This window comes from Leifsonia aquatica H1aii, assembly GCF_000633535.1.
In the GTDB taxonomy this organism is placed as follows: domain Bacteria; phylum Actinomycetota; class Actinomycetes; order Actinomycetales; family Microbacteriaceae; genus Leifsonia; species Leifsonia aquatica_A.
Window position 1 is genome coordinate 349,323 of record NZ_AYMR01000009.1, and the last position, 21,591, is coordinate 370,913.

23 protein-coding genes, 1 tRNA gene, 1 other RNA gene and 1 pseudogene are annotated in these 21,591 nt (G+C 69.8%); 8 read left to right on the top strand and 18 right to left on the bottom strand.

The window, feature by feature from the left end; genetic code table 11:
• Nucleotides 1-37: 37 nt before the first annotated feature.
• Both U870_RS0110270 and U870_RS0110275 read left to right on the top strand, forming a co-directional pair.
• A complete protein-coding gene (locus tag U870_RS0110270) occupies nt 38-778 on the top strand; it encodes a tyrosine-protein phosphatase (protein WP_025157300.1) in 741 nt (246 codons plus the stop codon).
• A gap of 93 nt (nt 779-871) precedes the next feature.
• Nucleotides 872-1,573: a DUF5666 domain-containing protein gene (locus U870_RS0110275; protein ID WP_025157301.1), complete on the top strand. Its 702-nt coding sequence runs from the start codon at nt 872-874 to the stop codon at nt 1,571-1,573.
• Between the two features lie 29 nt (nt 1,574-1,602).
• On the opposite strand, the gene U870_RS0110280 is transcribed toward U870_RS0110275, so the two are convergent.
• The gene (locus U870_RS0110280; RefSeq protein ID WP_025157302.1) at nt 1,603-2,271 is read right to left on the bottom strand and encodes an SIMPL domain-containing protein; all 669 of its coding nucleotides are present in this window, start codon (nt 2,269-2,271) and stop codon (nt 1,603-1,605) included.
• Nucleotides 2,272-2,397: 126 nt separating this feature from the next.
• Here U870_RS0110280 and ssrA point away from each other — a divergent pair.
• Nucleotides 2,398-2,792: a transfer-messenger RNA gene (ssrA, locus tag U870_RS23675) on the top strand.
• A gap of 87 nt (nt 2,793-2,879) precedes the next feature.
• On the opposite strand, the gene U870_RS0110285 is transcribed toward ssrA, so the two are convergent.
• On the bottom strand, nt 2,880-4,229 hold the full coding sequence (locus tag U870_RS0110285; protein ID WP_029947452.1) for an APC family permease: 1,350 nt from the start codon (nt 4,227-4,229) through the stop codon (nt 2,880-2,882).
• A gap of 251 nt (nt 4,230-4,480) precedes the next feature.
• On the opposite strand from U870_RS0110285, the gene U870_RS0110290 reads away from it, so the two are divergent.
• Nucleotides 4,481-5,608 (top strand): serine hydrolase domain-containing protein, encoded by a 1,128-nt coding sequence (locus U870_RS0110290; RefSeq protein WP_025157304.1) that lies wholly within the window; start codon nt 4,481-4,483, stop codon nt 5,606-5,608.
• A 37-nt stretch (nt 5,609-5,645) separates the two neighbouring features.
• On the opposite strand, the gene U870_RS0110295 is transcribed toward U870_RS0110290, so the two are convergent.
• On the bottom strand, nt 5,646-6,473 hold the full coding sequence (locus tag U870_RS0110295; protein WP_025157305.1) for an alpha/beta fold hydrolase: 828 nt from the start codon (nt 6,471-6,473) through the stop codon (nt 5,646-5,648).
• On the bottom strand, nt 6,470-7,453 hold the full coding sequence (locus tag U870_RS0110300) for an adenosine deaminase (protein WP_029947455.1): 984 nt from the start codon (nt 7,451-7,453) through the stop codon (nt 6,470-6,472). The genes U870_RS0110295 and U870_RS0110300 overlap by 4 nt, the downstream gene beginning before the upstream one ends.
• A 235-nt stretch (nt 7,454-7,688) precedes the next feature.
• Between U870_RS0110300 and U870_RS25050 the strand changes: the two are divergent.
• Nucleotides 7,689-7,928, top strand: a pseudogene (locus tag U870_RS25050) (DUF2809 domain-containing protein); the annotation flags it as partial.
• Nucleotides 7,929-7,965: 37 nt separating this feature from the next.
• Here U870_RS25050 and U870_RS0110310 read toward each other — a convergent pair.
• From U870_RS0110310 to U870_RS0110325, 4 genes are all read right to left on the bottom strand, one after another.
• Nucleotides 7,966-8,946, bottom strand: coding sequence for an NAD(P)H-quinone oxidoreductase (locus U870_RS0110310; RefSeq protein ID WP_025157308.1), 981 nt, complete (start codon nt 8,944-8,946; stop codon nt 7,966-7,968).
• The gene (locus tag U870_RS0110315) at nt 8,946-10,187 is read right to left on the bottom strand and encodes an ABC transporter permease (protein ID WP_025157309.1); all 1,242 of its coding nucleotides are present in this window, start codon (nt 10,185-10,187) and stop codon (nt 8,946-8,948) included. Before U870_RS0110315 ends, U870_RS0110310 begins: the two co-directional genes overlap by 1 nt.
• A gap of 1 nt (nt 10,188) precedes the next feature.
• Nucleotides 10,189-11,064: an ABC transporter ATP-binding protein gene (locus U870_RS0110320; RefSeq protein ID WP_205288758.1), complete on the bottom strand. Its 876-nt coding sequence runs from the start codon at nt 11,062-11,064 to the stop codon at nt 10,189-10,191.
• Nucleotides 11,065-11,197: 133 nt separating this feature from the next.
• Nucleotides 11,198-11,977, bottom strand: a complete 780-nt coding sequence (locus tag U870_RS0110325; RefSeq protein ID WP_025157311.1) for an inositol monophosphatase family protein — start codon at nt 11,975-11,977, stop codon at nt 11,198-11,200.
• Between the two features lie 72 nt (nt 11,978-12,049).
• On the opposite strand from U870_RS0110325, the gene U870_RS0110330 reads away from it, so the two are divergent.
• Entirely contained in the window at nt 12,050-12,811 is a 762-nt protein-coding gene (locus tag U870_RS0110330; protein WP_025157312.1) for an SDR family oxidoreductase, read from the top strand.
• Between the two features lie 22 nt (nt 12,812-12,833).
• On the opposite strand, the gene U870_RS0110335 is transcribed toward U870_RS0110330, so the two are convergent.
• Nucleotides 12,834-13,787, bottom strand: coding sequence for an NAD-dependent epimerase/dehydratase family protein (locus U870_RS0110335; RefSeq protein ID WP_025157313.1), 954 nt, complete (start codon nt 13,785-13,787; stop codon nt 12,834-12,836).
• Nucleotides 13,788-13,854: 67 nt separating this feature from the next.
• Between U870_RS0110335 and U870_RS0110340 the strand changes: the two genes are divergently transcribed.
• Nucleotides 13,855-14,193 (top strand): metalloregulator ArsR/SmtB family transcription factor, encoded by a 339-nt coding sequence (locus U870_RS0110340; protein WP_025157314.1) that lies wholly within the window; start codon nt 13,855-13,857, stop codon nt 14,191-14,193.
• A gap of 10 nt (nt 14,194-14,203) precedes the next feature.
• Here the strand turns inward: U870_RS0110340 and U870_RS0110345 are convergent, their stop codons facing one another.
• On the bottom strand, nt 14,204-14,425 hold the full coding sequence (locus U870_RS0110345) for a hypothetical protein (RefSeq protein WP_025157315.1): 222 nt from the start codon (nt 14,423-14,425) through the stop codon (nt 14,204-14,206).
• 174 nt (nt 14,426-14,599) lie between these two features.
• Here U870_RS0110345 and U870_RS0110350 point away from each other — a divergent pair, with 174 nt between their 5' ends.
• Nucleotides 14,600-14,917: a hypothetical protein gene (locus U870_RS0110350; protein ID WP_025157316.1), complete on the top strand. Its 318-nt coding sequence runs from the start codon at nt 14,600-14,602 to the stop codon at nt 14,915-14,917.
• A 93-nt stretch (nt 14,918-15,010) separates the two neighbouring features.
• Here the strand turns inward: U870_RS0110350 and U870_RS0110355 are convergent, their stop codons facing one another.
• The 8 genes from U870_RS0110355 to U870_RS0110395 form a co-directional block, all read right to left on the bottom strand.
• Nucleotides 15,011-15,268 (bottom strand): hypothetical protein, encoded by a 258-nt coding sequence (locus U870_RS0110355; protein WP_162819133.1) that lies wholly within the window; start codon nt 15,266-15,268, stop codon nt 15,011-15,013.
• Nucleotides 15,269-15,771: 503 nt separating this feature from the next.
• Entirely contained in the window at nt 15,772-16,077 is a 306-nt protein-coding gene (locus tag U870_RS0110365) for a nucleotidyltransferase family protein (RefSeq protein ID WP_025157318.1), read from the bottom strand.
• A gap of 195 nt (nt 16,078-16,272) precedes the next feature.
• Nucleotides 16,273-16,348 (bottom strand) — tRNA-Lys (locus tag U870_RS0110370).
• Between the two features lie 88 nt (nt 16,349-16,436).
• Complete coding sequence (locus tag U870_RS0110375; protein ID WP_025157319.1) at nt 16,437-17,543, bottom strand: AI-2E family transporter; 1,107 nt, start codon at nt 17,541-17,543, stop codon at nt 16,437-16,439.
• Nucleotides 17,544-17,650: 107 nt separating this feature from the next.
• Nucleotides 17,651-18,727, bottom strand: coding sequence for a glycoside hydrolase family 130 protein (locus tag U870_RS0110380; RefSeq protein WP_025157320.1), 1,077 nt, complete (start codon nt 18,725-18,727; stop codon nt 17,651-17,653).
• A complete protein-coding gene (locus U870_RS0110385; protein WP_025157321.1) occupies nt 18,724-19,749 on the bottom strand; it encodes a hypothetical protein in 1,026 nt (341 codons plus the stop codon). Before U870_RS0110385 ends, U870_RS0110380 begins: the two co-directional genes overlap by 4 nt.
• A gap of 22 nt (nt 19,750-19,771) precedes the next feature.
• Entirely contained in the window at nt 19,772-20,638 is an 867-nt protein-coding gene (locus U870_RS0110390; RefSeq protein WP_025157322.1) for a carbohydrate ABC transporter permease, read from the bottom strand.
• Nucleotides 20,638-21,591 carry a carbohydrate ABC transporter permease gene (locus U870_RS0110395; RefSeq protein WP_025157323.1) on the bottom strand — a complete coding sequence of 318 codons (954 nt, stop codon included), beginning with the start codon at nt 21,589-21,591 and terminating at the stop codon, nt 20,638-20,640. The genes U870_RS0110390 and U870_RS0110395 overlap by 1 nt, the downstream gene beginning before the upstream one ends.

Here is a 21,591-nt window from a genome sequence, read left to right on the forward strand (position 1 = left end):
GGCGCCGGGGCCGGCGCCCACCTGGCAGACTGAGGCCATGAGCACCTCCCCGCAGCGCATCCCGGTCCACGGCACGTACAACTTCCGCGATGTCGGCGGGTACGCGGTGGAGGGCGGGGTCACCCGTTCCGGCAAGCTGTTCCGGGCCGATGCGCTGGCCGATCTCGGCGACGAGGGGAAGGCTGCCTTGCGTGAGCTCGGGGCGCGGATCGTCATCGACCTGCGCGACGACTTCGAGGTGGAGTCCCGGCCCGACGATCTGAGCGGGCTCGACGTCACCGTGCTGCGCCTGCCGGTCTTCGAAGGCTCCGGAGCATCGCAGGCCACGGTCGGAGCCACCCTGGTCGATCTCTACGAGAAGATCATCCTCCAGCATCGGGACGTGGTCATCCGCGCCCTTCGCGAGATCGCCGACACCGGAACGGAGCCGGTGATCGTCCACTGCACCGCGGGCAAGGACCGCACTGGCGTGGTCATCGCGCTGGCCCTGCTCGCCGCGGGCGTGGATCGTGAGACCGTGCTCGACGACTACGCGGCCACGCAGGCCAACCTGGCCGGCGAATGGCTCGACCGGATGCTCGCACTCGTCCGCGGCTACGGCGTCGAGATGACCCCGAACCTCCAGGTGATCATGGGCGGCAGTCCGCGGGAGGCGCTGGCCGCGGGACTCGACCTGATCGAGCGCGACTTCGGAAGCGTCCGCGCCTACCTGCTGGACGCGGGACTGGACGAGCTGGAACTCGCGAAGCTGCGCTCGGTGCTCGTGCAGCCCGCCTGACGGCAGCGGCGAGGCGCCGCCGGGCCCGGATTCACAGCGGAGTCATCAGGGGCTCGCAGCCCCAACGCGGGCTGCGCATGCTTTCCTGTGATCATGGATGAGAACCAGCCGACGGAACCGCTGCCGCCGGCGCCCGGTGCGGCGCCGACGGCTGCGGCATCCCAGCCGTCCGCCCCGCCCCCTGCAGCGGCCGCTCCGGGGGGAGTCCCGCCCACGGCACCGGCACCGGCCGTCGAACCGTTCTACAAGCGGCACGGACTCGCCTTCGCCATCTCCACCCTCGTGCTCGGGATCGTGGTCGTCCTCGGCCTGATCGGGGTCGGTACGGCCGTCGCGGTGAACGTGGCCGCCCACTCCCTCTCGGCCTTCGAGCACACTTCGCCCCGCGACCGCGGCGCACCGGGGGACGGCCGGCAGAACCTCGGGCCGGGCGGCTCCGGCAACGGGGGATCCGGTCAGGGCGACTCCGGTCAGGGCGGCTCCGGCACCGGAGGCCGGAATGGCGGCACGCAACGCGAGCTCGTCCGGGGCACGCTCGAGTCGACCTCCAGCTCCGACTGGACGGTGAAGACGACCTCCGGCTCGACCGTCACGGTGAAGATCACCTCGTCCACCGCCTTCGGGCTGCCGAACCAGTCGGCGTCCGCCTCCGACTTCGCCACCGGCGACGAGGTGGTCGTGGTCGGCACCGGGCGCAGCGGCGACACCATCACCGCGACACGCATCCTCGAGCTGACCGACGTCCCGCGACCGGGATCCACGCCGGGGCCGACCCCGGGTTCGGGCGCGCCGTGATCGCGGCCGGCGGCGGACGCGCGCTCTGATCAGGACGCGGCGAAGCGGGCGTGCACCCGGACCGTCACGCGGATCAGGTCCGGCTTCAGGGCGAGCGGCGCGCCGCTGACGTCCGCCGAGGCCATCCGCGCCGCGAACGGGGCTCCGGGCTGCGGGGAAGCGCCGGCGTCGCCGAGCATCCCCGGATCGCTCAGCGCCACCGGGCGCAGGTCGGTCAGACCGAGGGCGGCGGCGTAGCGGCGAGCTTTCGCCACGGCCTCCTCGACGGCGCGGCGGGACACCTCCTCGGTGAGTTGCTGTCGCGTCTCGGGGGAGAGGCTCCAGCTCACCCCCTCGACAGTCACGCCGTCGCGCAGCGACACCGCGCCGACCCAGTCCGAGAGAGCGGACGGGTCCGCGAACTCCGCTTCCAGCGATGCCTGCGCGTGATGGACGACCGGGAGCTGCTCTCCGGTCTGGCTCCACGGCCGATCGCCCCACACCCGCAGCTGCTCGGACGACCAGCGCAGGAGCGGGGCCCCCGGCGCCTCGTGGAGCTCGCGGAGGCCCGCCACGAGCTCGGTGTGGCGCTCCGTGGCGAGCTCGAGGGCCTCGTGCCGCGACGCGCCGTCATAGGTGACCAGCACCCGGACCGTGCCGCGTTCGGCGGCGCGCCCCTCCTCGTACTCGCCCTGGACCGTGATGATCGTCTCCGACATGGACCGATCGTGGCATAGAACGACCCGCGCCGCTGTTGTAGTATGAGAAGCTCGCCGGTCACGGCGGACACGCACCTGCACAATTCAACAGCGCGCGACAGCGACCCAGCCATTTCGGCTGCGCACGGGGATGATCGGTTTCGACATTGTCTGCGTGACTGTGAGAAGCGGGTCGAGGATGCATGCTTATCTCGTAAACGATGCATGCAAAACTATAAGTGCCAATTCCAAGAGCACTGTCTCGGCCAAGGCCGACTTCGCCCTCGCGGCGTAAGTTCTCCTCCGCCATTTAAGAGACCGTCAGACCGGGAACCGTCTTCTACCCGGATCCTGGCGTCAGCTAGAGGACTAGCTTCTGTGTTGAGTATCAGGGCACAGAGGGACTTCAACTGATGCTGGGCCCGTCGGATCAGGTGCCAGTGGCAAGATCCGGGGCCGAGAACACGCCTTCACTGGCTACACCCGTAGAAGGCACATGACCACAGCAGTGGACGGGGGTTCAATTCCCCCCATCTCCACCATCGGCCGCTGTCGCGCGTTGTTCGGATCGGCGCAGAGCCACGAAAGGCCGCCCCTCGCCGGGGCGGCCTTTCGTGTTCGGTGGCGGGTCAGTCGTCGTCGCGCGTGATCGCCTTGTTGAAGCCGGTCACGGGCTGCGCCTCGTCGAAGGCGGCCGCCTTGCGGCGGAAGCCGCGCGTGAGCACCAGCAGGTACACGAAGCCGATGGCGGCCCAGATGGAGCCGCCGATGAGGGCGTCGATGTGCAGGTTCGCCCAGAGGACTCCCGTCATCAGCATGCCGATCCCCGGCAGGACGATGAACGTGAAGATGTCCTTCGCCTTCTTGCGGCGGCCCTTGCGGATGGCGAACCAGGCGATCACGGACACGTTCACGAACGTGAACGCGATGAGGGCGCCGAAGTTGATGAACGCGGCGATCAGCTCTAGGGTGAACGCCGCCGCCAGCAGGCTGATGACGCCGACGAGGACGACGTTGAACGTCGGGGTGTGCGTCTTCGGGCTGATGTAGCCGAAGAGGCGCTTCGGGAGCACGTTGTTGCGGCCCATCACCAGCAGCATCCGCGAGACGGAGGCGTGGGAGGCGAGGCCAGAGGCGAGCGTCGCGGCGAAACCTGCAGCGGTCAGCACGGCCTGCAGCACCGGGCCGCCGACCTGGAGGCCGATCTCGGGGAGCGTGCTGTCCTCGATCGCATCCGAGGGGAACACCGAGGACGACGGGAAGCGCAACTGTGTGAAATACGCCGCGATCAGGAAGATGGCGCCGCCGATGATGACGGTGAACAAGATCGCCTTCGGCATGATCCGCGGGTGCTTCGCCTCCTCCGCGTACATCGTGACCGCGTCGAAGCCGATGAACGAGAAGCAGACGATCGTGGCGCCCATCAGCACGGCGCCGAGGGTCACGCCGTCGTGGAAGAACGGCTGCACGGAGGCGACGGTGCCGGTGCCCGCGCCCTGTGCGAGCTGGGCGATGACCATGATCACGAAGACCGCCATGACGACGATCGAGAAGACCAGGAGCAGCATGTTCATGTTCGACGTGCCGCGCATCGTCAGGTAGATGACCGAGGTGACGACGGCGCAGTAGATCACGACCCAGATCCAGCCGGGGACGCTCGGGAAGATCGCCTCCAGGTAGCTCCGGATGATCAGGCAGTTCACCATCGGCAGCAGCACGTAGTCGATGAGCGACGTCCAGCCGACCATGAACCCGACGTTCGGGTGGACCGACTCGCGTACGTAGGTGTACGCGGAACCGGCGCTCGGGATGGCGCCCGCCATCTTGCCGTAGCTGATGGCGGTGAACATCATCACGATCAGGGCGACCAGGTACGCGGACGGGACGACGTTGTCCGTGTCGCGCGCGACCATGCCGAACGTGTCGAACACGACGGTCGGCGTCATGTAGCCCAGACCCAGACCGACGATGGCCCACAGACCGAGGTTCCGTTTGAGGGTCCCGGACTTCGGGATCGCGGGGGCGGATGTACTCGTCAAGGCGTCTCCTTACCGACAGGGCGCGGACGCAGCGAGTCACCGCTCGTCCGCGAGCAGTGACAGCCATCATGGCAGAGCCGGAGACGGCCCCGCACCACACACTCCGACCGGATGACGGGTGAAACCCGGATGAACTGACCGTTCTCGCCCGGTCCTTGCGGTGTGCGACGGGGCCGGGCCACCATGGCAGGATGAAGAACCGCCTCGCCGGTGCTCTCGCCGCCTCCCTCGTCGTCCTGCTCGCCGCGGCAGGATGCGCCGCCCGGCCCGAGGAGGCGCCCACGCCGGCGGACGCCTGGCAGACGGCGGCGCAGACCGCCCTGGAAAACGCCCTGCGCACGACGGGGATCCCCGGCGGAGCGATCACCGTCACGCACGACGACGTGACGTGGACGGGCGTCGCCGGACTCGCCGACGTCGCCACCGGGCGCACGGTCACCTCCGACGATCGGTTCGCCTTCCGCAGCATCACCAAGTCGTACACGGTCACGGCCATCCTGCAGCTGGTCGACGAGGGGAGGCTGTCGCTCGACGACCCCGTGTCGAAATACGTGGACGGCGTGCCGGACGGCGACCGGATCACACTGCGCGAGCTCGCCCGGATGCGATCCGGCCTGCCCAACTACTCGGCGACCCCCGCCTTCCAGGAGGCGCTGAAGATCGACCTGACCCGCGACTGGACCGATGCGGAGATCTTGCAGGCGGCCTTCTCCGAGCCGAACGACTTCGCCCCGGACGCGCGCTACGAGTACTCGAACACCAACACGGTCCTGCTCGGCGAGGTGCTGCAGAAGGTCACCGGCGAGCCCTGGTACCAGGTGGTGCAGCAGTCCATCCTGGAGCCGCGAGGCTTGAGCACCACCACCTACCCCGACTCGTCGCCCATCCCGAAGCCGTTCGCCGAGCCGTACCAGGGCGGCGGCGAGGGCCAGGAGCCGGAACTCCTGCCGGCCATACCTGCGAACTCCCTCTCGGCGGCCGGCGGCTTCGCCGGGACGATCCGCGACCTGGGCCGGTGGGCACGCCTGCTCGGAACCGGCGAGCTGCTCACGGAGTCGACGGCGGAGCAGCGCACCTCCGAGGCCGCGCTCTCCCCGACGAGCGACGACCCGAACAGCCCGTTCTACGACGCCTACGGCATGGGGATGGGGGAGATCGACGGGTGGATCGGCCACACCGGCAACGGTCTCGGCTACCAGGCGCTCGCGATGTACGACCCGGCGACGGGCGACAGCGTCGCGATCCTGATCAACGGTACGGGCGACGATCACGACGCCCCGGCCCACCTGTTCCAGAAACTGCTCCCCGCACTGGGCTGAGCCGCGGACGGGCGGGATCAGCCGAGGTCGTCGCCGCTCACCGGCCGGCGGCCCAGCCGAGGGCCACGCCGAGCGCCGTCAGCACGGAGACGTGCCCCTCGCGTGGCCGCAGCCAGAGCTCGCCGCGACGCAGCCGCTCCAGCTGCAGGGCGGCGTGCCCGGGCGGCACGACCCGGTCGGCTCCGCCCTGGACCAGCAGGACCGGGCAGCGGACGGCGGCGAGGTCGACTCCCCACGGGGTGACGTAGGCGATGTCGTCGTCCACCTCGCCGTCCGGTCCTTCGGCGGATCCCGCCCCGGCGTCGACGCCGAGCGGTTGCCACTCGGCGTTCAGGGCGTCCCAGTCGCGGGTGGTGAAGACCTCCGGGTCGAACGTGGCGGTCTGCGCGTGGGCCAGGCGCTCCGCGCGGCCGCCGAGAGCGGCGCCGAGCCCGGACGGGTCCGCCATACCGGTGAACCAGTCCGGCGATCCGGTGTAGGGAGCGATGCCCGCCAGCACGACCGCCGCGCGCACCCGCTCGGGTGCGCGGGCGGCGATCGCGAGGGCGTGCGGGCCGCCGCCGGAGGCGCCTGCCGTGACCACCTGGTCGACGGCGAGGTGGTCGAGCACCGCGAGCACATCGCCCGCCGCGTCGGCGACGGTGCGGCCCGGCAACGGATCCGAGCCCGGGTATCCGGGGCGGGCGCAGGAGATCACGCGCAACCCGTGCGCAGCGGCCGCCGCCGCCACGGGCTCGATGACGGCGCCCGTCTGCGGTGTGCCGTGCTGCCAGACCACGGCGGGGCCGTCCGTCGCCCCGGTGTCGAAGAGGCGGACCCGTCGGCCGTCGGGGAGCGTCAGGGAGTGCGGCTGCGAGGCGTTCATCCGCGCCACGCCTCCAGCTCCTGCAGCAGTTCGGCTTTGCGCTTCTCCGGCGCGAAGGACGCTTCGATCGCGTTGCGGGCGAAGCGGGAGGCCTGGTCGGCGCTCAGGCCGAGGGCGTCGCGCACGGCGACGAAGTTGTCCCCGATGTAGCCGCCGAAGTACGACGGATCGTCCGAGTTGATGGTGACGGCCACGCCGGCCTCGTCGAGTCGGTGCAGCGGGTGGTCGGCGAGGTCCGGGACCGCCCGCAGCCGCAGGTTGGAGAGCGGGCAGACGGTGAGGGCGATCCGCTCGTGCGCCAGGCGGGCGACCAGTTCCGGGTCCTCGATCGAGCGGATGCCGTGATCGATCCGCTCCGCGCCGAGGAGGTCGAGGGCCTCGCGCACATAGCCCGCCGGTCCCTCCTCGCCCGCGTGGGCGACCACGTGGAGGCCGGCCTCTCGGGCGCGACGGTAGACGGCCTCGAAGAGCGCAGGCGGATAGCCGACCTCGGCGGAGTCCAGGCCGACGCCGATGACGCGGTCGGTGCGGGTGAGCCCGGCGCTCAGGATCCGGTCGGCCGACTCGACCGGTTCGTCGCGGAGGAAGCAGAGGATCATCCCGCTGGTGATGCCGAGGTCGCGCTCCGCTTCGTCGAGCGCGGCGCCGATCCCGTCGACGACCTCCTCGATCCGCACACCGCGGGCGACGTGCGCCTGCGGGTCGAAGAAGAGCTCGACGTGACGGACGCCCTGTTCGGAGGCGCGCGCGAGGTAGCGACGCGTCAGCTCGGCGAAGTCGTCGCCGGTGCGCAGCACGTCCATCGTCGCGTAGTAGAGGTCGAGGAAGGACTGCAGGTCGTAGAAACGGTACTGGGCGGCCAGCTCCTCCACGGAGCCGTAGGGCAGGGAGACCCCGTTGCGGCCCGCCAGTTCGAAGGCGAGATCGGGTTCGAGCGTCCCCTCGATGTGCAGGTGCAGCTCGGCCTTCGGCAGCGCCATCAACGCGGCGTCGGAGGGGCCGGAGGGTTCGGGCGAGGAAGCGGGCGAAGGGGTGCTGCTGGTGGCGGGGACGGCATCGATCATGCATCGATCCTCCCACCTGCGGCGGTCCCGGATCATCCGTGCGACCGATGTTAGGCCCGGAGCCCGTCGGTAGCGTCGGAGGGTGCGCCGTCTCGTCCTGCTCCTCTCCGCCGCCCTGGTGATCGGTCTCGGACTCGCCGTGCACGTCGGCGTGCCGGGAGAGGGCGGCGGATTCGCCGGCGACGCCCTCTACGCCGTGCTGATCTTCCTCCTGGTGGCGTTCATCGTGCCGCGCGCCCCCTCACCGACCGTCGCCGGGACGGCGCTCGCCGTGTGCTGGGCGATCGAGTTCCTGCAGCTGACCGGTCTGCCCGCGGCGCTCGCGCGCGCGGTTCCGCCGGCGTCACTGGTGGTCGGCAGCACGTTCCAGTGGCTCGACCTTCTGGCCTACGCCGTCGGGGTCGGCGCGGCGGCCGGGGCCGACGCATTCAGCCGACGCGCAGCAGGATCTTCCCGAGGTGCGCCGACGACTCCATCCGGCGGTGCGCCTGGGCGGCGTCCGCCAGCGGGAAGACGGCGTCCACGACCGGACGCAGACGGCGGTCGCTGAGCAGCGGCCAGACCCGCCGCTCGACGTCTGCGACGATCTCACGACGCTCGGCCAGCGGACGGGCACGCAGCGTCGTGCCGTGCAGGGATGCCCGCTTGCGCATCAGCAGTCCGACGTCGAGCGCGGCGGGTGCTCCGTCGCGGACCGCGATCGAGAGGATGCGTCCGCCGACCGCCAGGGCGTCGAGGTCGCGGGCGATGTAGGAGCCGCCGACGATGTCGAGCACGACGTCGGCGCCGCGGCCGTCGGTGAACGCGAGGACTGCTTCGACGAAGTCCTGGCGGCGGTAGTCGACGGCCGCGTCCGCTCCGAGCTCGCGGCAGAACGCCGTCTTCACCGGACTGCCCGCCGTCGCGACGACGGTCGCATCGAACGCGCGCGCGAGCTGGATGGCGGTGGTGCCGATGCCGCTGGATCCGCCGTGCACCAACAGGGTCTCGCCGGCGGCCAGCCGACCGATCCGGAACACGTTCGACCAGACGGTGGCGACGGCCTCGGGCAGGCCGGCGGCCTCCACGAGGTCCACCGCGTCCGGAACGGGGAGCGCGAGCCCGGCGTCGACCGCGACCAGCTCGGCGTAGCCGCCTCCGGGGAGGAGGGCGCAGACCCGGTCGCCGACCCGCCAGCGATCGACATCGCGTCCGACGGCGGCGACCGTGCCGGAGACCTCGAGCCCCGGCCATGCGGGCGCGCCCGGAGGCGGGGGATAGAACCCGCGGCGCTGGCTGAGATCGGCCCCGTTGAGTCCGGCGGCGGCGACGCGGATCAGCACCTCGCCGTCGGTCGGCACCGGATCCGCGACCTCGCCGAGCCGAAGGGCCTCGGGGCCGCCCGGCTCCGCGATGGTCACGGCCAGCATCAGCGGGCCACGCGCTCCGCGTCGCTGCGTGCCCCGAGCACGTCGCGGATCTTGACCTTGCTCGTGTACTGGATCGAGCCGTAGCGGAACAGTCGGACCGCCAGGCGCAGCACGATCGCAGCGAGCACGAAGAGCTCGGCGATGATGATGATCGCCTGCCACAGCGGAAGCGATCCGAACGCGTTCAGGATCAGCGTCGTGATCGGTGCGGTGTACGGGAAGTAGGCGAGGATCTGCACGATCGGCGAGTCGGGCGCGCTGACCGCGTAGCTCGATGCATAGAGCGGGATGACGATGGCGAAGATGACGACGGAGAAGACCGGCGCCGCGTCCTTCGCCGTCGGCATGACGGCCCCGACGGCCACCAGCGTGCCGGTGAACAGCGCGAATCCGCCGATCAGGATGAGCGAGCCGACGATCATCTTCTGCGGGTCGAAGACCAGTCCGCTGAGGTCGAGGTTCGGGATGTTCAGCTGGTCGCGGAAGAACAGGTACCCGATGAGCACCGGCAGCGCGAACACCGCGATCTGTATCAATCCCACGGCGAACAGCGAGATCACCTTGCCGATGAGGAGGTTCGTCGGGTTGATCGTCGTCAGGATCATCTCCGTGACGCGGTTCTCCTTCTCCTCCAGCGTCGAGTTCAGCATCTGATTGCCGAGGAAGACGATCACGATGAAGAACGCGGCCAGGAACACGAGAGCCGGCAGGATCGCTTCGAACCCGGGAGCGACCGCGCCGTCCTTGAAGGTGGTGGTCGCAGTGGTGACCTCGCCGCGGAGGATGGCGACGTCGACCGGCGCGTCGAGCTTCTGCTCCACGCTGGCGGAGAGCAGCGATTGCGCGACGGAGGAGTACTTGTTGTTACCGAACACGCCGGCGTCGGCGCCGTAGACCTTGATGGTCTGCGTCTTCGGGTCGGCGGGGTAGTCGAAGTACGCCGCCGTGCCGCCGATCTGGACCTCCTCGACCCCCTCGGCGTCGCTCTCGATCAGCTTGCCGCCGTACTCGCGTGCGATCGTGGGGCTCACCAGCCCGGAGGCGTCGCTGTAGAGGAAGTCGAAGCGCGCGTTCTTCTGCGCGTCGGCGGTGTTGGCGGACGACACGTTGGCCGAGATGAGCAGTGCGCCCAGGCCGAACACCAGCAGCGGGAGGATGAGCGTCACGACCCAGAACGACCGTTTGGTGACGGTGCGCTTGAACTCGAACGAGATGACGGTGGAGAGGTTGTGGCGGGCCATGTCAGTCCTCCTCGCGGCTGGCGGTGCCGTAGACCTCGACGAAGATGTCGTCGAGCGACTTGCGGGTGGGTGCGAACCGGGTGATGTTCAGGCCGGCGTCGAGCAGACCGCGCAGGATCGCGGCGTCGTCCGCATCGTTGGCGACCTCCAGCTCGGCGTGGCCGGCGGCATCGGTCTGGATCGTGTAGGCGGGGGAGGCGGGCACGACGCCGTCGTGGTCCACGTGGATGACCGTGCCGCCGAACTGCTCCTGCACCTCCGGCACGGTGCCGTAGGCCCGCGAGACGCCGTCCTTCAACAGGATGACCCGGTCGCAGAGCCGCTCGACCTCCTCCATCTGGTGCGTCACCATCATGACGGTGGAGCCGGCGCGCTTCTGGTCGGCGATGATGTCCATGAGCAGACGGCGATTGACCGGGTCGAAGCCCTTGGTCGGCTCGTCCAGGATGAGCAGCTCGGGCTCGTTCATGATCGTGACGCCGAGCTGCACCTTCTGCTGCTGCCCGCCGGAGAGCTTGTCCAGCCGGGTCTTCTCCTTGTCGCCGATCCCGACCCGCTCCAGGTACTCCCGCGACCAGCGGCGCGCCTGTTCGGCGCCGAGGCCCTTCAGCCGGCCGAAGTAGACCATCACGTCGATCACGGACTCCTTCTTGTAGAGTCCGCGCTCCTCGGGCAGGTAGCCCAGGCGCTCGCCCGTCTCGGGCGAGAACGGCTTGCCGTCGATGTGCAGCACGCCGGCGGTCGCCTGGTAGATGCCGAGCAAGGCTCGGATGGTCGTGGTCTTGCCGGATCCGTTGCTGCCGAGGAAGCCGAACGTCTCGCCGCGGACGATGTCGAACGAGAGGTCGCGGATCACCGTCGTGCGGCCGAAGTCCATCCGGAAACCCTGGATGTGGACGAGGGGTTCGAGTGTCGATGCGCTCACACGTCCACCCTAGGGGCGGGCGGCGCGTCCCCGGCCGGGCCACGCCCGATTCGGCGGGAGGGGCGACGTCGTCGCCGGCCGGCGGTCAGGCGAGCGCGGCCAGCAGGGCCGGGTGCAGGTGTCCGTTGCTGGCGAGCGAGGAGCCGTTGCCCGGTCCCGGGGTTCCGTCCACCGCCGTGAAGACGCCGCCGGCCTCCTGCACGATCGGGATGAGCGCCGCGAGGTCGTACGTCTTCACGTCGAACTCGCCCACCGCGTCGAGCACGCCCTCGGCGAGCAGCATGTACGACCACATGTCGCCGTAGGCGCGGTCGCGCCAGACCTGGCGGGTGAGCGCGATCAGCTTGTCCAGGTATCCCGCGTCGTCCCACTGGGCGATGCTCTGGAAGCTGAGGGAGGCGTGCTCCAGCTCGGAGACCCCGGAGACCTGGAGCCGACGCGGCTCGCCGGTCCCCTCGTCGGCGGTCCACGCGCCGTCGCCGGTCGACGCCCACCAGCGGCGGCCGAGGGCGGGGGAGCTCACCACGCCGACCACCGGCACACCGTCCACCGCGAGCGCGATCAGGGTTCCCCAGACCGGCACGCCGCGCAGGTAGTTCGCGGTGCCGTCGATCGGGTCGAGGATCCACTGCCGGGCGGAGTCGCCCTCGGTGCCGTACTCCTCGCCCAGGATGCCGTCGTCCGGGCGCTCGGAGGCGATCAGTTCGCGCAGCGCGCGCTCGACGGCGAGATCGGCCTCGGTCACGAACGACCGATCGGGCTTGGTGTCGATGCGGAGGTCGCGGGCACGGAAGTGCTCGGACGAGATCCGGTCGGCGGTGTCGGCGAGGCGCAGGGCGAGGGCGAGATCGTCGCGGTGGGTCACGCCACGAGCCTATCGTCCGCCGGGGCATCCGGCCCCCTGGTGTCCCGGTCCTGCGGAGGTACAGTGCACAACGTGACGACGACGATCGCCCTGGTGACCGGGGCCAACAAGGGAATCGGCTACGAGACGGCACGGCGGCTCGGCGAGCTCGGGATGACGGTGCTGGTCGGCGCGCGGGACGAGGAGCGCGGCCGGGCCGCCGAGGCGGCGCTGCGCGGCGGGGGAGCGGATGCGCGTTTCGTGTGGCTGGATGTGACGGATCCGGATTCGATCGCGGCGGCGGCCCGCTGGATCGATGCGGAGTTCGGCCACCTCGACGTCCTGGTGAACAACGCCGGCAGCGCGACGATCTCGCGGCAGCGGGCGCTCGCCAGCGAGACCTCGCTCGAGGACATGCGGGCGGTCTACGAGATCAACGTCTTCGGGCTGGTCGCGGTCACCAACGCGATGCTTCCGCTGCTGCGCCGCGCCGCGGCCGCCCGGATCGTGAACGTCTCCAGCGAGGTCGGTTCGATCGCGTCGCAGTCCGATCCGGCGAGCCCGCTCTACGCGATGCCGGCCTCGGCGCAGTACCCGTCCTCCAAGGCGGCGGTGAACATGCTCACCGCGATGTACGCCCGGGAGCTGAAGGACACCCCGATCACGGTGAACGCGGCCAATCCGGGCTTCACCGACACCGACTTCAACGATCACCGCGGCATCCGGTCGGTCGAGGAGGGCGCGGAACCGAGCGTGCACCTCGCGACCCTTCCCGCCGACGGCCCGTCGGGCATCCTCTGGGGTCATCTGTGGCTCGCCGACCGGGAGGGCGGCTACGGCGTGCTGCCCTGGTGAGCGGTCCGGCCTCGCAGGTTCGCTAGGCCTGCCGCGCGCGCGTCCGTCCTCCGGCTCCCGCGCCGCTGCGATCGCGACGTCGTGCGGAGCACCAGCGAGCCACTCGGAGATCGTCGAGAGCGAACCGGCCGTCGGGGAGGGCGGCACGGATCCGTTCGTCGTCGAAGGGGCGTGACGGGCGCAGTTCCAGCGGCAGCTCGGGGGCATGCGGCGCCGAAGCGCTGACCCCTTCGTCGAGCATCCGGGCCTGCGCCTTCGCGACCAGCGGCACGACCATGGTCCACTCGGTCAGCCGGGCCAGGAGGCGGATCGTCCAGACGGGAGCCGGGAAGAAGACCGGCCGCCGTCCGGCGACGCGGGCGATCCGGCGCACGGCTTCGCCGAGCGTGATCTCGTCGACGCCCATGACCGCCACGGTCGGTTCCGGAATGCGACCCTCCAGAGCGGCGATCAGCACATCGACGGCGTCGTCGACCGGCACCGGGCGGACCGTCCGCTCGCGGAAGCCGACCGTCGCGAAGGCGGGGAGGGTCCGCACCGCCCGGGTCACGTGGTCCACCATGTGGTCGCCGGGCCCGTAGATCATGCCCGACTTGAGGATGGTGTGATCGATCTCCGACGCGCGCACCAGCTCCTCCGCCGCCCACTTGCTCTCGTGGTACGGCGACCCGCAGTCCGGACGCGCCCGCAGGAAGCTGACCAGCACGATCCGCTTCACGCCCGCCCGCCGTGCCGCCTCGATCACGGCCCGGGTGCCGTCGACGTGGACGCGCTGGAACGTCTGGTCGCCGAGCTCGCGGTTGATCCCGGCGCAGTGCGCCACCGCGTCGCAGCCGGCGAAGGCCGCGGTCAGCGCGTCGACGTCGTCGATCGCGGTCCCAGTGCGCCGGGAGACGATGACCGTCTGGCCGGGATCCAGGCGTTCGGCGAGGTGGCGGCCGACGAAACCGGTGCCTCCGGTGATGGCGATGCGCATTGGGGTGCTCCTTCGCTTCGTAGCAATGAAGCTAAACCGTATCTAGCAATGGTGCTATATTGCAACCATGACGGACAGCGCGACCGAGGTGTTCGCCGCCCTCGCCCACCCGACGCGGCGGCAGATCCTCCAGGACCTCAAAGACGGCGAGCTCGCCGCGGGGGAGGTCGCTGCGCGCTTCAACGCGACGGGTCCGACGATCTCCCGGCACCTGAGTGTGCTGCGCCAGGCCGGCCTCGTCTCCGAGCGCCGCGACGCCAACCGCATCCTGTACTCGCTCGTGGGCGACCGTCTGGCCCTGTCGGTCGGCGACTTCCTCTCCACCGTCTGCCCCGAGCAGATCGTGCTGCGCGAGGTGCGCAAGCGCGGCCCGCGCGCGAGCGGAGGCCGGACGGCGGAGGCGTAGTCGCGCGGAGTCAGCGATCCGTCGGCCGAGCGCTTTCGCGCCCGGACATGGGGCGGCGTTCGGCCCGGAGACCGCGGAGGACCAGGGCACAGCTTGTCGCGCTCGCCAGCCACGCTGCGGCCAGAAGGGCGAAGATGGCCCACTGCTGAACGCTCTGCACGGCGATCGCGGATGTGAGCCCGATCACCGCGACCGCGGTGACGAGACCGAAGACGACCAGGCGCATCGTCACGAGGCGTGCCCTCCGTCGGCCCGGTAGTGGGCGCGGCTCGGCTCCGGAGACAGGGTCTCGCCGGCGTTCCGCGGTCATGCGGCAGACCATAGCAGGGAGGGTGCACGGGCGGCGTCCGGACCGCCCGGTGCGGATGAGGGCGGCGCCGTCCGCGGGTGCGGCAGACGCTCGTGTATGAACGGCGAACTCGCGGCGCTCGTCGCGCTCTGCCTGCACGGCAACGACTGGCTCGCGTCGGGGGTCGGGCCCGCGCCCGCGCCCGCGCTCGACAGGGAGAACTCGGCCTTCCGGTATGTCGAGCGGGTGCGGGTGCTCTGCCCACGGCGTCGGCTCCTGCGCACACGCGTCTGTGAGGCGGAGGGCGTCGCCGCGTGGCGGCAGTTCGTGAAAGACACGGGAGGGCGTCGTCTGACGCTGGCCGTCGGAGGCCCGCCCACCTCGGAGCTTCCGGAATCGGTCGCGGCGTCCTTCGCGAACGGAGGGCGGGCGTGACTCGCTACCACCACAGGGTCCGTAGGCACCAGGCGATCTCGGCGAGCGTGTCGATCGGTCGCCCGGCCGAGGAGAGGTATGCAGCGGCTGCTGCTATCGACGACGGACGGCGAAGAGCACTGTGGCTGTCGCTGTCATCGCGCTGACGAGCAGGATGCCCCAGACGGCGTAGGGCGCGACCGCGTGCGAGATCGACGTTGCGACGCACACCCCTGCGCCCGACCCGTTCGGGCCGATGTCGCACACGACGTCGGACTGCGAGAGCGTCCAGCTGCAGGCCGTGATCACCACCGCGGCAATGAGCCACAGCTTCACCAGATCACCACCGGTGGCCTTTCCCCGTCTCCCCATTGCGGTGAATCTAGGGGAACTCGCGTGCAGCAGGCCATCCCCAATCGGAGGGCGTGCTCTGCACGCGATGCATCGGGGTGAGACGTGCCCGGAGATTCGGGAAACCTCTCTCCGGGCTACTCCGCAGGCGGAGAGATGCCGAGTTCGCATGCCTCGCAGGACGGCACCGGCTCATCGGGCCCGAAAGCAGGTTCTCCGAAGCGGTCGACGCCCATGAAGCGCCGACCGATTCCTCGGTCGCGTCCACACTCGGGGCACGGGTTCTCTGCCATACCGCGAATGTACGCCGACAGTGGTCTCGGTGTCGCTGGGGAAGCGCCTGGCTCTGGGGCTTCCCGGGGGCCATCTGCGCTTCGGCTACACGAGGGCTGTTCGCTCGGACCGGCGTCGGGGTCGTGGAGCGACGGCACCTCCTCGTCGACTACTCCGTCTGCTCGTAGTCCTCTGCGACGGAGGCGGCCTTCGTCGCGGCCTCGCGCGCATCCCAGAGGAACGCCGGGGAATCAGGCAACAGAGAGATCTTCCGCACTGCCGAAGGCCGACCGCGCGAAATACGGATTTCGCACCGCCCCGGCATCGACCAGATCGACCCCGCGCTCCACGATCCGCTCCAGGTCTTCCTTCAGGTCGAAGTAGTCGTGGAATAGTCCGCCGCGGCCCGGCAAGAAGTCGACGAGGAAGTCGACATCACTCGTCTCACCATCGAACGAGTCGCCGAGCACCGACCCGAAAATACGGAGGCGCATGACACCGTGTTTTTCGCACGCGCGAGGGATCGCCTTCATGTCGACGGGCACCGCGGTGATCATCGCAGGAATTTATCCCATGCCGACTGGCCAGGTCGCTGGGTGGCGCGGTTCTCGCGCGAGAGCGGAATCGTGACCGTCGCGTTTCCGCCGCCCGTCTGCATCCGAGCACAGGCACCCCGTTCGACATGGAGCGGTCACGTGCACACGAAGAAGCCCCCGACCCCACTGTTTCCAGGGGATCGGGGGCTTCTCGGTTGGTGCGCCCCCAGGGACTTGAACCCTGAACCCATTGATTAAGAGTCAATTGCTCTGCCGATTGAGCTAGAGGCGCATTCGATCCGGTAACCCGAACCGAGGCTCAACATTAGCATCGGTTTCAGCCGCTCCGCCAATCGAGTGATCCTCGGGTGTGTCGGGGGTCAGCGCAGCTCCTTGCGCGGCATCACGATCTCTTTGATGATCAGGATGATGCCGGCGGAGATCGGGATGGCGACCAGCGCTCCGGGAAGGCCGAAGAGGGTGGAGCCGGCCAGCGCGGAGATCAGCACGACGGATCCGGGCACCTGCACGGCCTTGCCCATCACCTTCGGGGTGAGGATGTAGGCCTCGACCTGCATGTAGACGAGCATGAAGATCAGTACGATGATCGCGCTCACGGGGGAGTGGATGAGGGCGAGGACGGTCATGACCGCCGTCGTCAGCACGGTTCCGATCAGCGGGATGAGCGTGATGAAGAAGGCGGCGAGACCGATGAGGAACGCGCCGGGCACGCCGGTGACCAGCAGGAGGACGGTGCTGTAGACGGCGTTGAAGAACGCCAGCACGACCATCCCGCTCAGGTACTTGCCGAAGTTCTGCAGGATCCGTTCCGTGTACTTGGTGAAGCTGTCCCGGTGCGAACGGGACACCAGCCGGTACAGCGAGGCCTTGGTCGCATCGTAGGAGGCGATGAAGTAGAGGGTCAGGATGGCGATGAAGAACCCGGTGGTGAGGCCGTTGACGACCGAGAGGCCGAACCCGACGAGGCCGGACCCGACGTTCGCCCAGAGCTGCGGGTTCTGCACCTCCGTGGCGATCCAGTTGAGGACGGCGGAGAGGGTGCCGTTGCTGGTCTCGTTCGCAGGGTCGAACCAGCCCTGCGCCTTCAGGGCCGCGATCTGCTTGGGGATCGAGACCGCGAGCGACTGGATCTGCTCGATAACCAGGGGGAGCACGACCCAGATGATCGCGACGATGACGCCGATGAGCAGCAGGCTGACGGTGACGATCGCCCAGCCGCGCTTCATGCCGCGACGCTGGAACCAGCGGATCAGAGGGTCCAGGCCGACGGTCGCGAACGCGGCGAGGAACACCGAGAAGATGATCGACCGGAGGCCGTAGAGCATGAGGCCGGTGAGCACGGCTCCGACCGCGCCGAGGGTGATCAGGTAGCCGAACAGCAGAGGGCTGCGGTTGAGGAGCGGCTCGGTGCGGCGCTCCTCGATCGCGCGGGTGGCCGGGGTCGCCGGCGGACGGGTGAAGCGCATCGCGCCCTCCTTCAGGTTCGGCACTGAGCGTATGGGTCGCGCGTCGTGCGCGACAACTCCGACACGCTCGCCGGACGAGCGGGGTCAGGCGGTGTCGCGCCCACCCATCATGACCCCGCCGCGTCGGTCCGCGACAGGCGGGCGACGCCGATCTTGGAGTCGGCCATGCCGTAGAACACCCAGTCGACGCCGTCGATGCGCTCGATGGCGGTCGGGAACACGACGTTGGGGACGATGCCGCTGCGTTCGTCGTCGGTCTCGGCGGCGAGCAACGGTTCCGCGGTGCGCTGCAGCACCCGCCACGGCTCGTCCGCGTCGAGGATCATCGCGCCGGCGGCGTAGTTCACGTTCTGCTGCTGGGCGACGCCGGTCTCCAGACGGCCGGTGACACCGTGGTGCAGCAGCAACCAGCCCTCCGGCACCCGGATGGGCGCCGGTCCCGCGCCGATCTTGAGCTCTTCGAACGGGTGCTCGGGTCCGGCGAGGAAGCGGTTCTGCCGCCACCGGACCAGCTCGCCCACGTCCGCCAGCACGGCCTCCAGCGGCAGGAACGCGATCCAGATGCTCGGCCGGGACTCGCCCAGGGCCGCCGGGGGGTGCGCGCCTTCGCCCGCCCGGATCTCCTCGAGATCCCACACCGGGCGGTGCAGCACCGCGAGACTCGGCGTCCCGTCGGGCGCGGTCACCGGCTCCGGGAAGAAGACGGTGTCCTTGTTCGGAAAGAGGGCGAGGTCGGTCCCGAGTGCGTCGTCGTACTCGTAGCTGACCGGCCCGAGGCGTCGCCACGCGCGCAGGTCCTCCGAGACGGCGATCGCGGTGCGCGGACCGAGCGGACCGTAGGCGACATACGTCATCACGTGCAGGCCGAGCCGCGGGATGAACGTGACGCGCGGATCCTCGACCCCGGCGTTGCTCGTCCCGCGCTCGAAGTCGCGGTCCGGCTCGAGAACGACTCCGGCCCGCTCCACCCCGACCGGCACGTCGCCGTCGACGACCACGCGGGCCAGCCCGACGCGGGAGACGTTGCCCGCGGCGACCAGCCGCGGCAGCAGGTAGAGCTCGCCGTCGGGGCCGCGCCCCGACGCGGGGTTGAGGACCCCCTCCGCCTCGAGCGGGTCGCCGGGCGCCGGGGTCATCACCACTCCGGAGCGGTGGAGGCGGTAGGGGAACGGTGCATGCGTCATCGGACGGCCTCCCGGTAGAAGAAGAGTTCGCGCTCGCCGGGGGCGGCATCCCACCCCTGGGCGAACGACCAGCGGCCGTCGAGCTTCTGGAGGCCGCCCCACGCCAGCGAGCCGCCGCGGTTCAGGGCGAGCTGGGTGAACGGGTCGTCGAGCGCGTAGAGCGCCTGCGCGGCGGCGAAGTCGCCGTCCGCGTCGGCGTAGAAGAAGTCGAGCACCATCCGGTCGCCCTCGACGGCGGCGCACGCGACCTCGTACAGCGTTCCCGGCAGCGGCGAGAGATCGAGGTACGGCTGCTCCTCGAAGCGCCAGGACAGCAGGTCGTCCGAGCGGCCGGCCATGGGGCGGCCGCCGCACCCCTCGGAGAGGAACATTAGGTAGTCGCCCCCGATCCGCACGGCGCTGCCGTTCGCGTCCCGGGGCACCACCGCGCCCTTCGCCCAGCGCTGCGACACCGTGTAGGGAACGGCGAGGCCGAGGCGATGCCAGGTCGTCAGGTCGTCGGAGACGGCGGACATGATGTCGCAGGCGACCTCGCCGCCGTCGGTGCGCCAGATCGCGTTGTAGAACAGCACGTAGCGCCCGTCGGCCTCGTAGATCTTCGGGTCCTCGCAGCCGAGCGCCTCGTTGGCCGTCATCGGGCGTACCACCGGGTTCGCCGGATCGTCGTGCCAGGTCCCGTCGCGGTGCACGGCGTGCCCGATCCGGCTCGCCGTCGACTCCTTGCGCGGGGAGGCGCGGTAGAAGAGGTGCAGTTCGCCGCCGGCCTCGATGACGGTCGGATTGAAGATGGAATCGCTGGTCCAGCCGACTCCGGTCGGGTCCTCCCACTGCCCTTCCGGGCGGAAGGTGAGGCGGTCGTCCCGCTCGAACGGGCCGATCGCCCACGCGGGCCGCTCGGCGTAGTGCGCGGAGAACTGGTCGGTCGAGATGCGGTCGGTCAGGGCGTTCGAGTGCCCCAGCGCCTCCCGGTAGCTGGCACGCAGGGCGTCGATGGTGACGGGGACGGTGTCGACGGTGTCCACGGATCTCCTTGCAGTGGTCGGCTCAGCCCTTGACGGACGAGCCGATGTCGGTCGAGGTGAAGTAGCGCTGGAAGACGATGAACAGCACGACGACGGGCGCGGCGAGCACGACCGCACCGGCCAGGATCGCGCCGTACGGGTTGCTCGTCGACGCGGCGACGGTGCTGATGTAGTTCGCCAGCGACACGGCGAGCGGCTGCATGCTCGCCTCCTTCGTGATCAGGAACGGCCAGAGGAACTCGTTCCACGGGCCGATGAACGTGAGCAGCACCACGGTGACCAGTGCGGGACGCACCAGCGGCAGGGCCACCCGCCACAGCACGGTGAACTCGCCCGCTCCGTCGATGCGTGCCGCGTCGAAGAGCTCCCGCGGCAGCTGCAGGAAGTACTGGCGGAAGATCAGCACCGCCGCGGAGTTGATCGCGAACGGCAGGATCATCCCGAGGTAGTTGTCCGCAAGCCCGTAGTTTCGGGCGATGAGCACGTACAACGGGATCATCAGCAGCTGGAACGGGATGGTCTGCACCAGCAGCGCGAGCGCGAACGTCGTCCCACGTCCCCGCCAGCGCAGCACGGAGAGCGAGTAGCCGGCGAGCACGCCGAACACGACGGTGCACAGCAGCACCCCACCGGTGAAGATCCCCGAGTTCGCAAGCCCCGACCACAGGTTGATCCGGGAGTCGATGGCGCTGTAGTTGTGCAGCGTGAGGTTCGCCGGGTTCGGGAACGCCCCGGCGATCGAGGTGTCGGGCGTCGCCTGCAGCGAGCCGACGAGCATGTAGTAGAACGGGAAGAGGAAGGCGATCGCGCCGATCGTCAGCACGACGCCCTGCAGGATCGCCTGCGTGCGGCTGAGCCGTCGGGGTGTCGCCAGGTCCGTGCGTGCCATCAGTCTCGTCCTCCCGCGAATCGGTTCTGCAGCCAGCCGATGATCAGCACCAGCACCACGAGGACGACACCGATCGCCGCCGCGTAGCCGGGGTGGCCCTGCTGGATGCCCTGCTGGTAGATCAGCAGCACGGGCGAGGTGGAGTGGCCGTCCGGACCGCCTCCACCCGTCAGCAGGTACGGCTCGGTGAAGAGGTTCGCGCCCGTGATGGTGGAGAGCAGCAGGACCAGCACGGTCGCCGGCCGGACGCCGGGCACGGTGACGGAGAAGAACTGACGCACCCGGCCGGCGCCGTCCGTGGCGGCGGACTCGTAGAGCTCCTGCGGGACGTTCTGCAGGGCGGCGAGGTACAGCAGGATGTACAGCCCCAGTTGCTTCCAGGTGACGTAGATCGCGATGGTCGGCATCGCCAGCCACGGGTTGACGAACCAGGACGGGTTCGGCGCCAGCGGCCCGAGCACGTGGTTGACGAGCCCGTCGCCGCTGAACAGGAACAGCCAGACGCCGATGATCGCGACGCTCGCCGTGACGTAGGGGACGTAGTAGCTGACCCGCAGGAAGGTGCGGAAGCGTGTGATGCTGTTGAGCCCGCTCGCCAGGACGAGCGACAGGATGACCGTCAGCGGCACGTTGATGATCAGGAAGATGCCGACGTTCAGGAACGACTGCAGCACCGCCGGGTCGGTGAAGACCTGGATGTAGTTGTCGAGACCGACGAAGGGCTGGGTGACGTTCGCGCCCGGAGCCGCGAAGAAGTAGTCGAAGAACGAGATGTAGATCGCGTAGCACAGCGGGTACGCGAAGATCACCAGGACGAAGATCAGGTACGGCGCCCCGAACAGCCAGCCGAGCGGGTTCGCGCCCAGGATGCGCTGCACGAGCGGGCGCCGCCGCCGGGGCGTGCCGGCGGCGGGCGCGGTGCCCGCCGCCGGGCGATCAGTGACGGTGCTCAT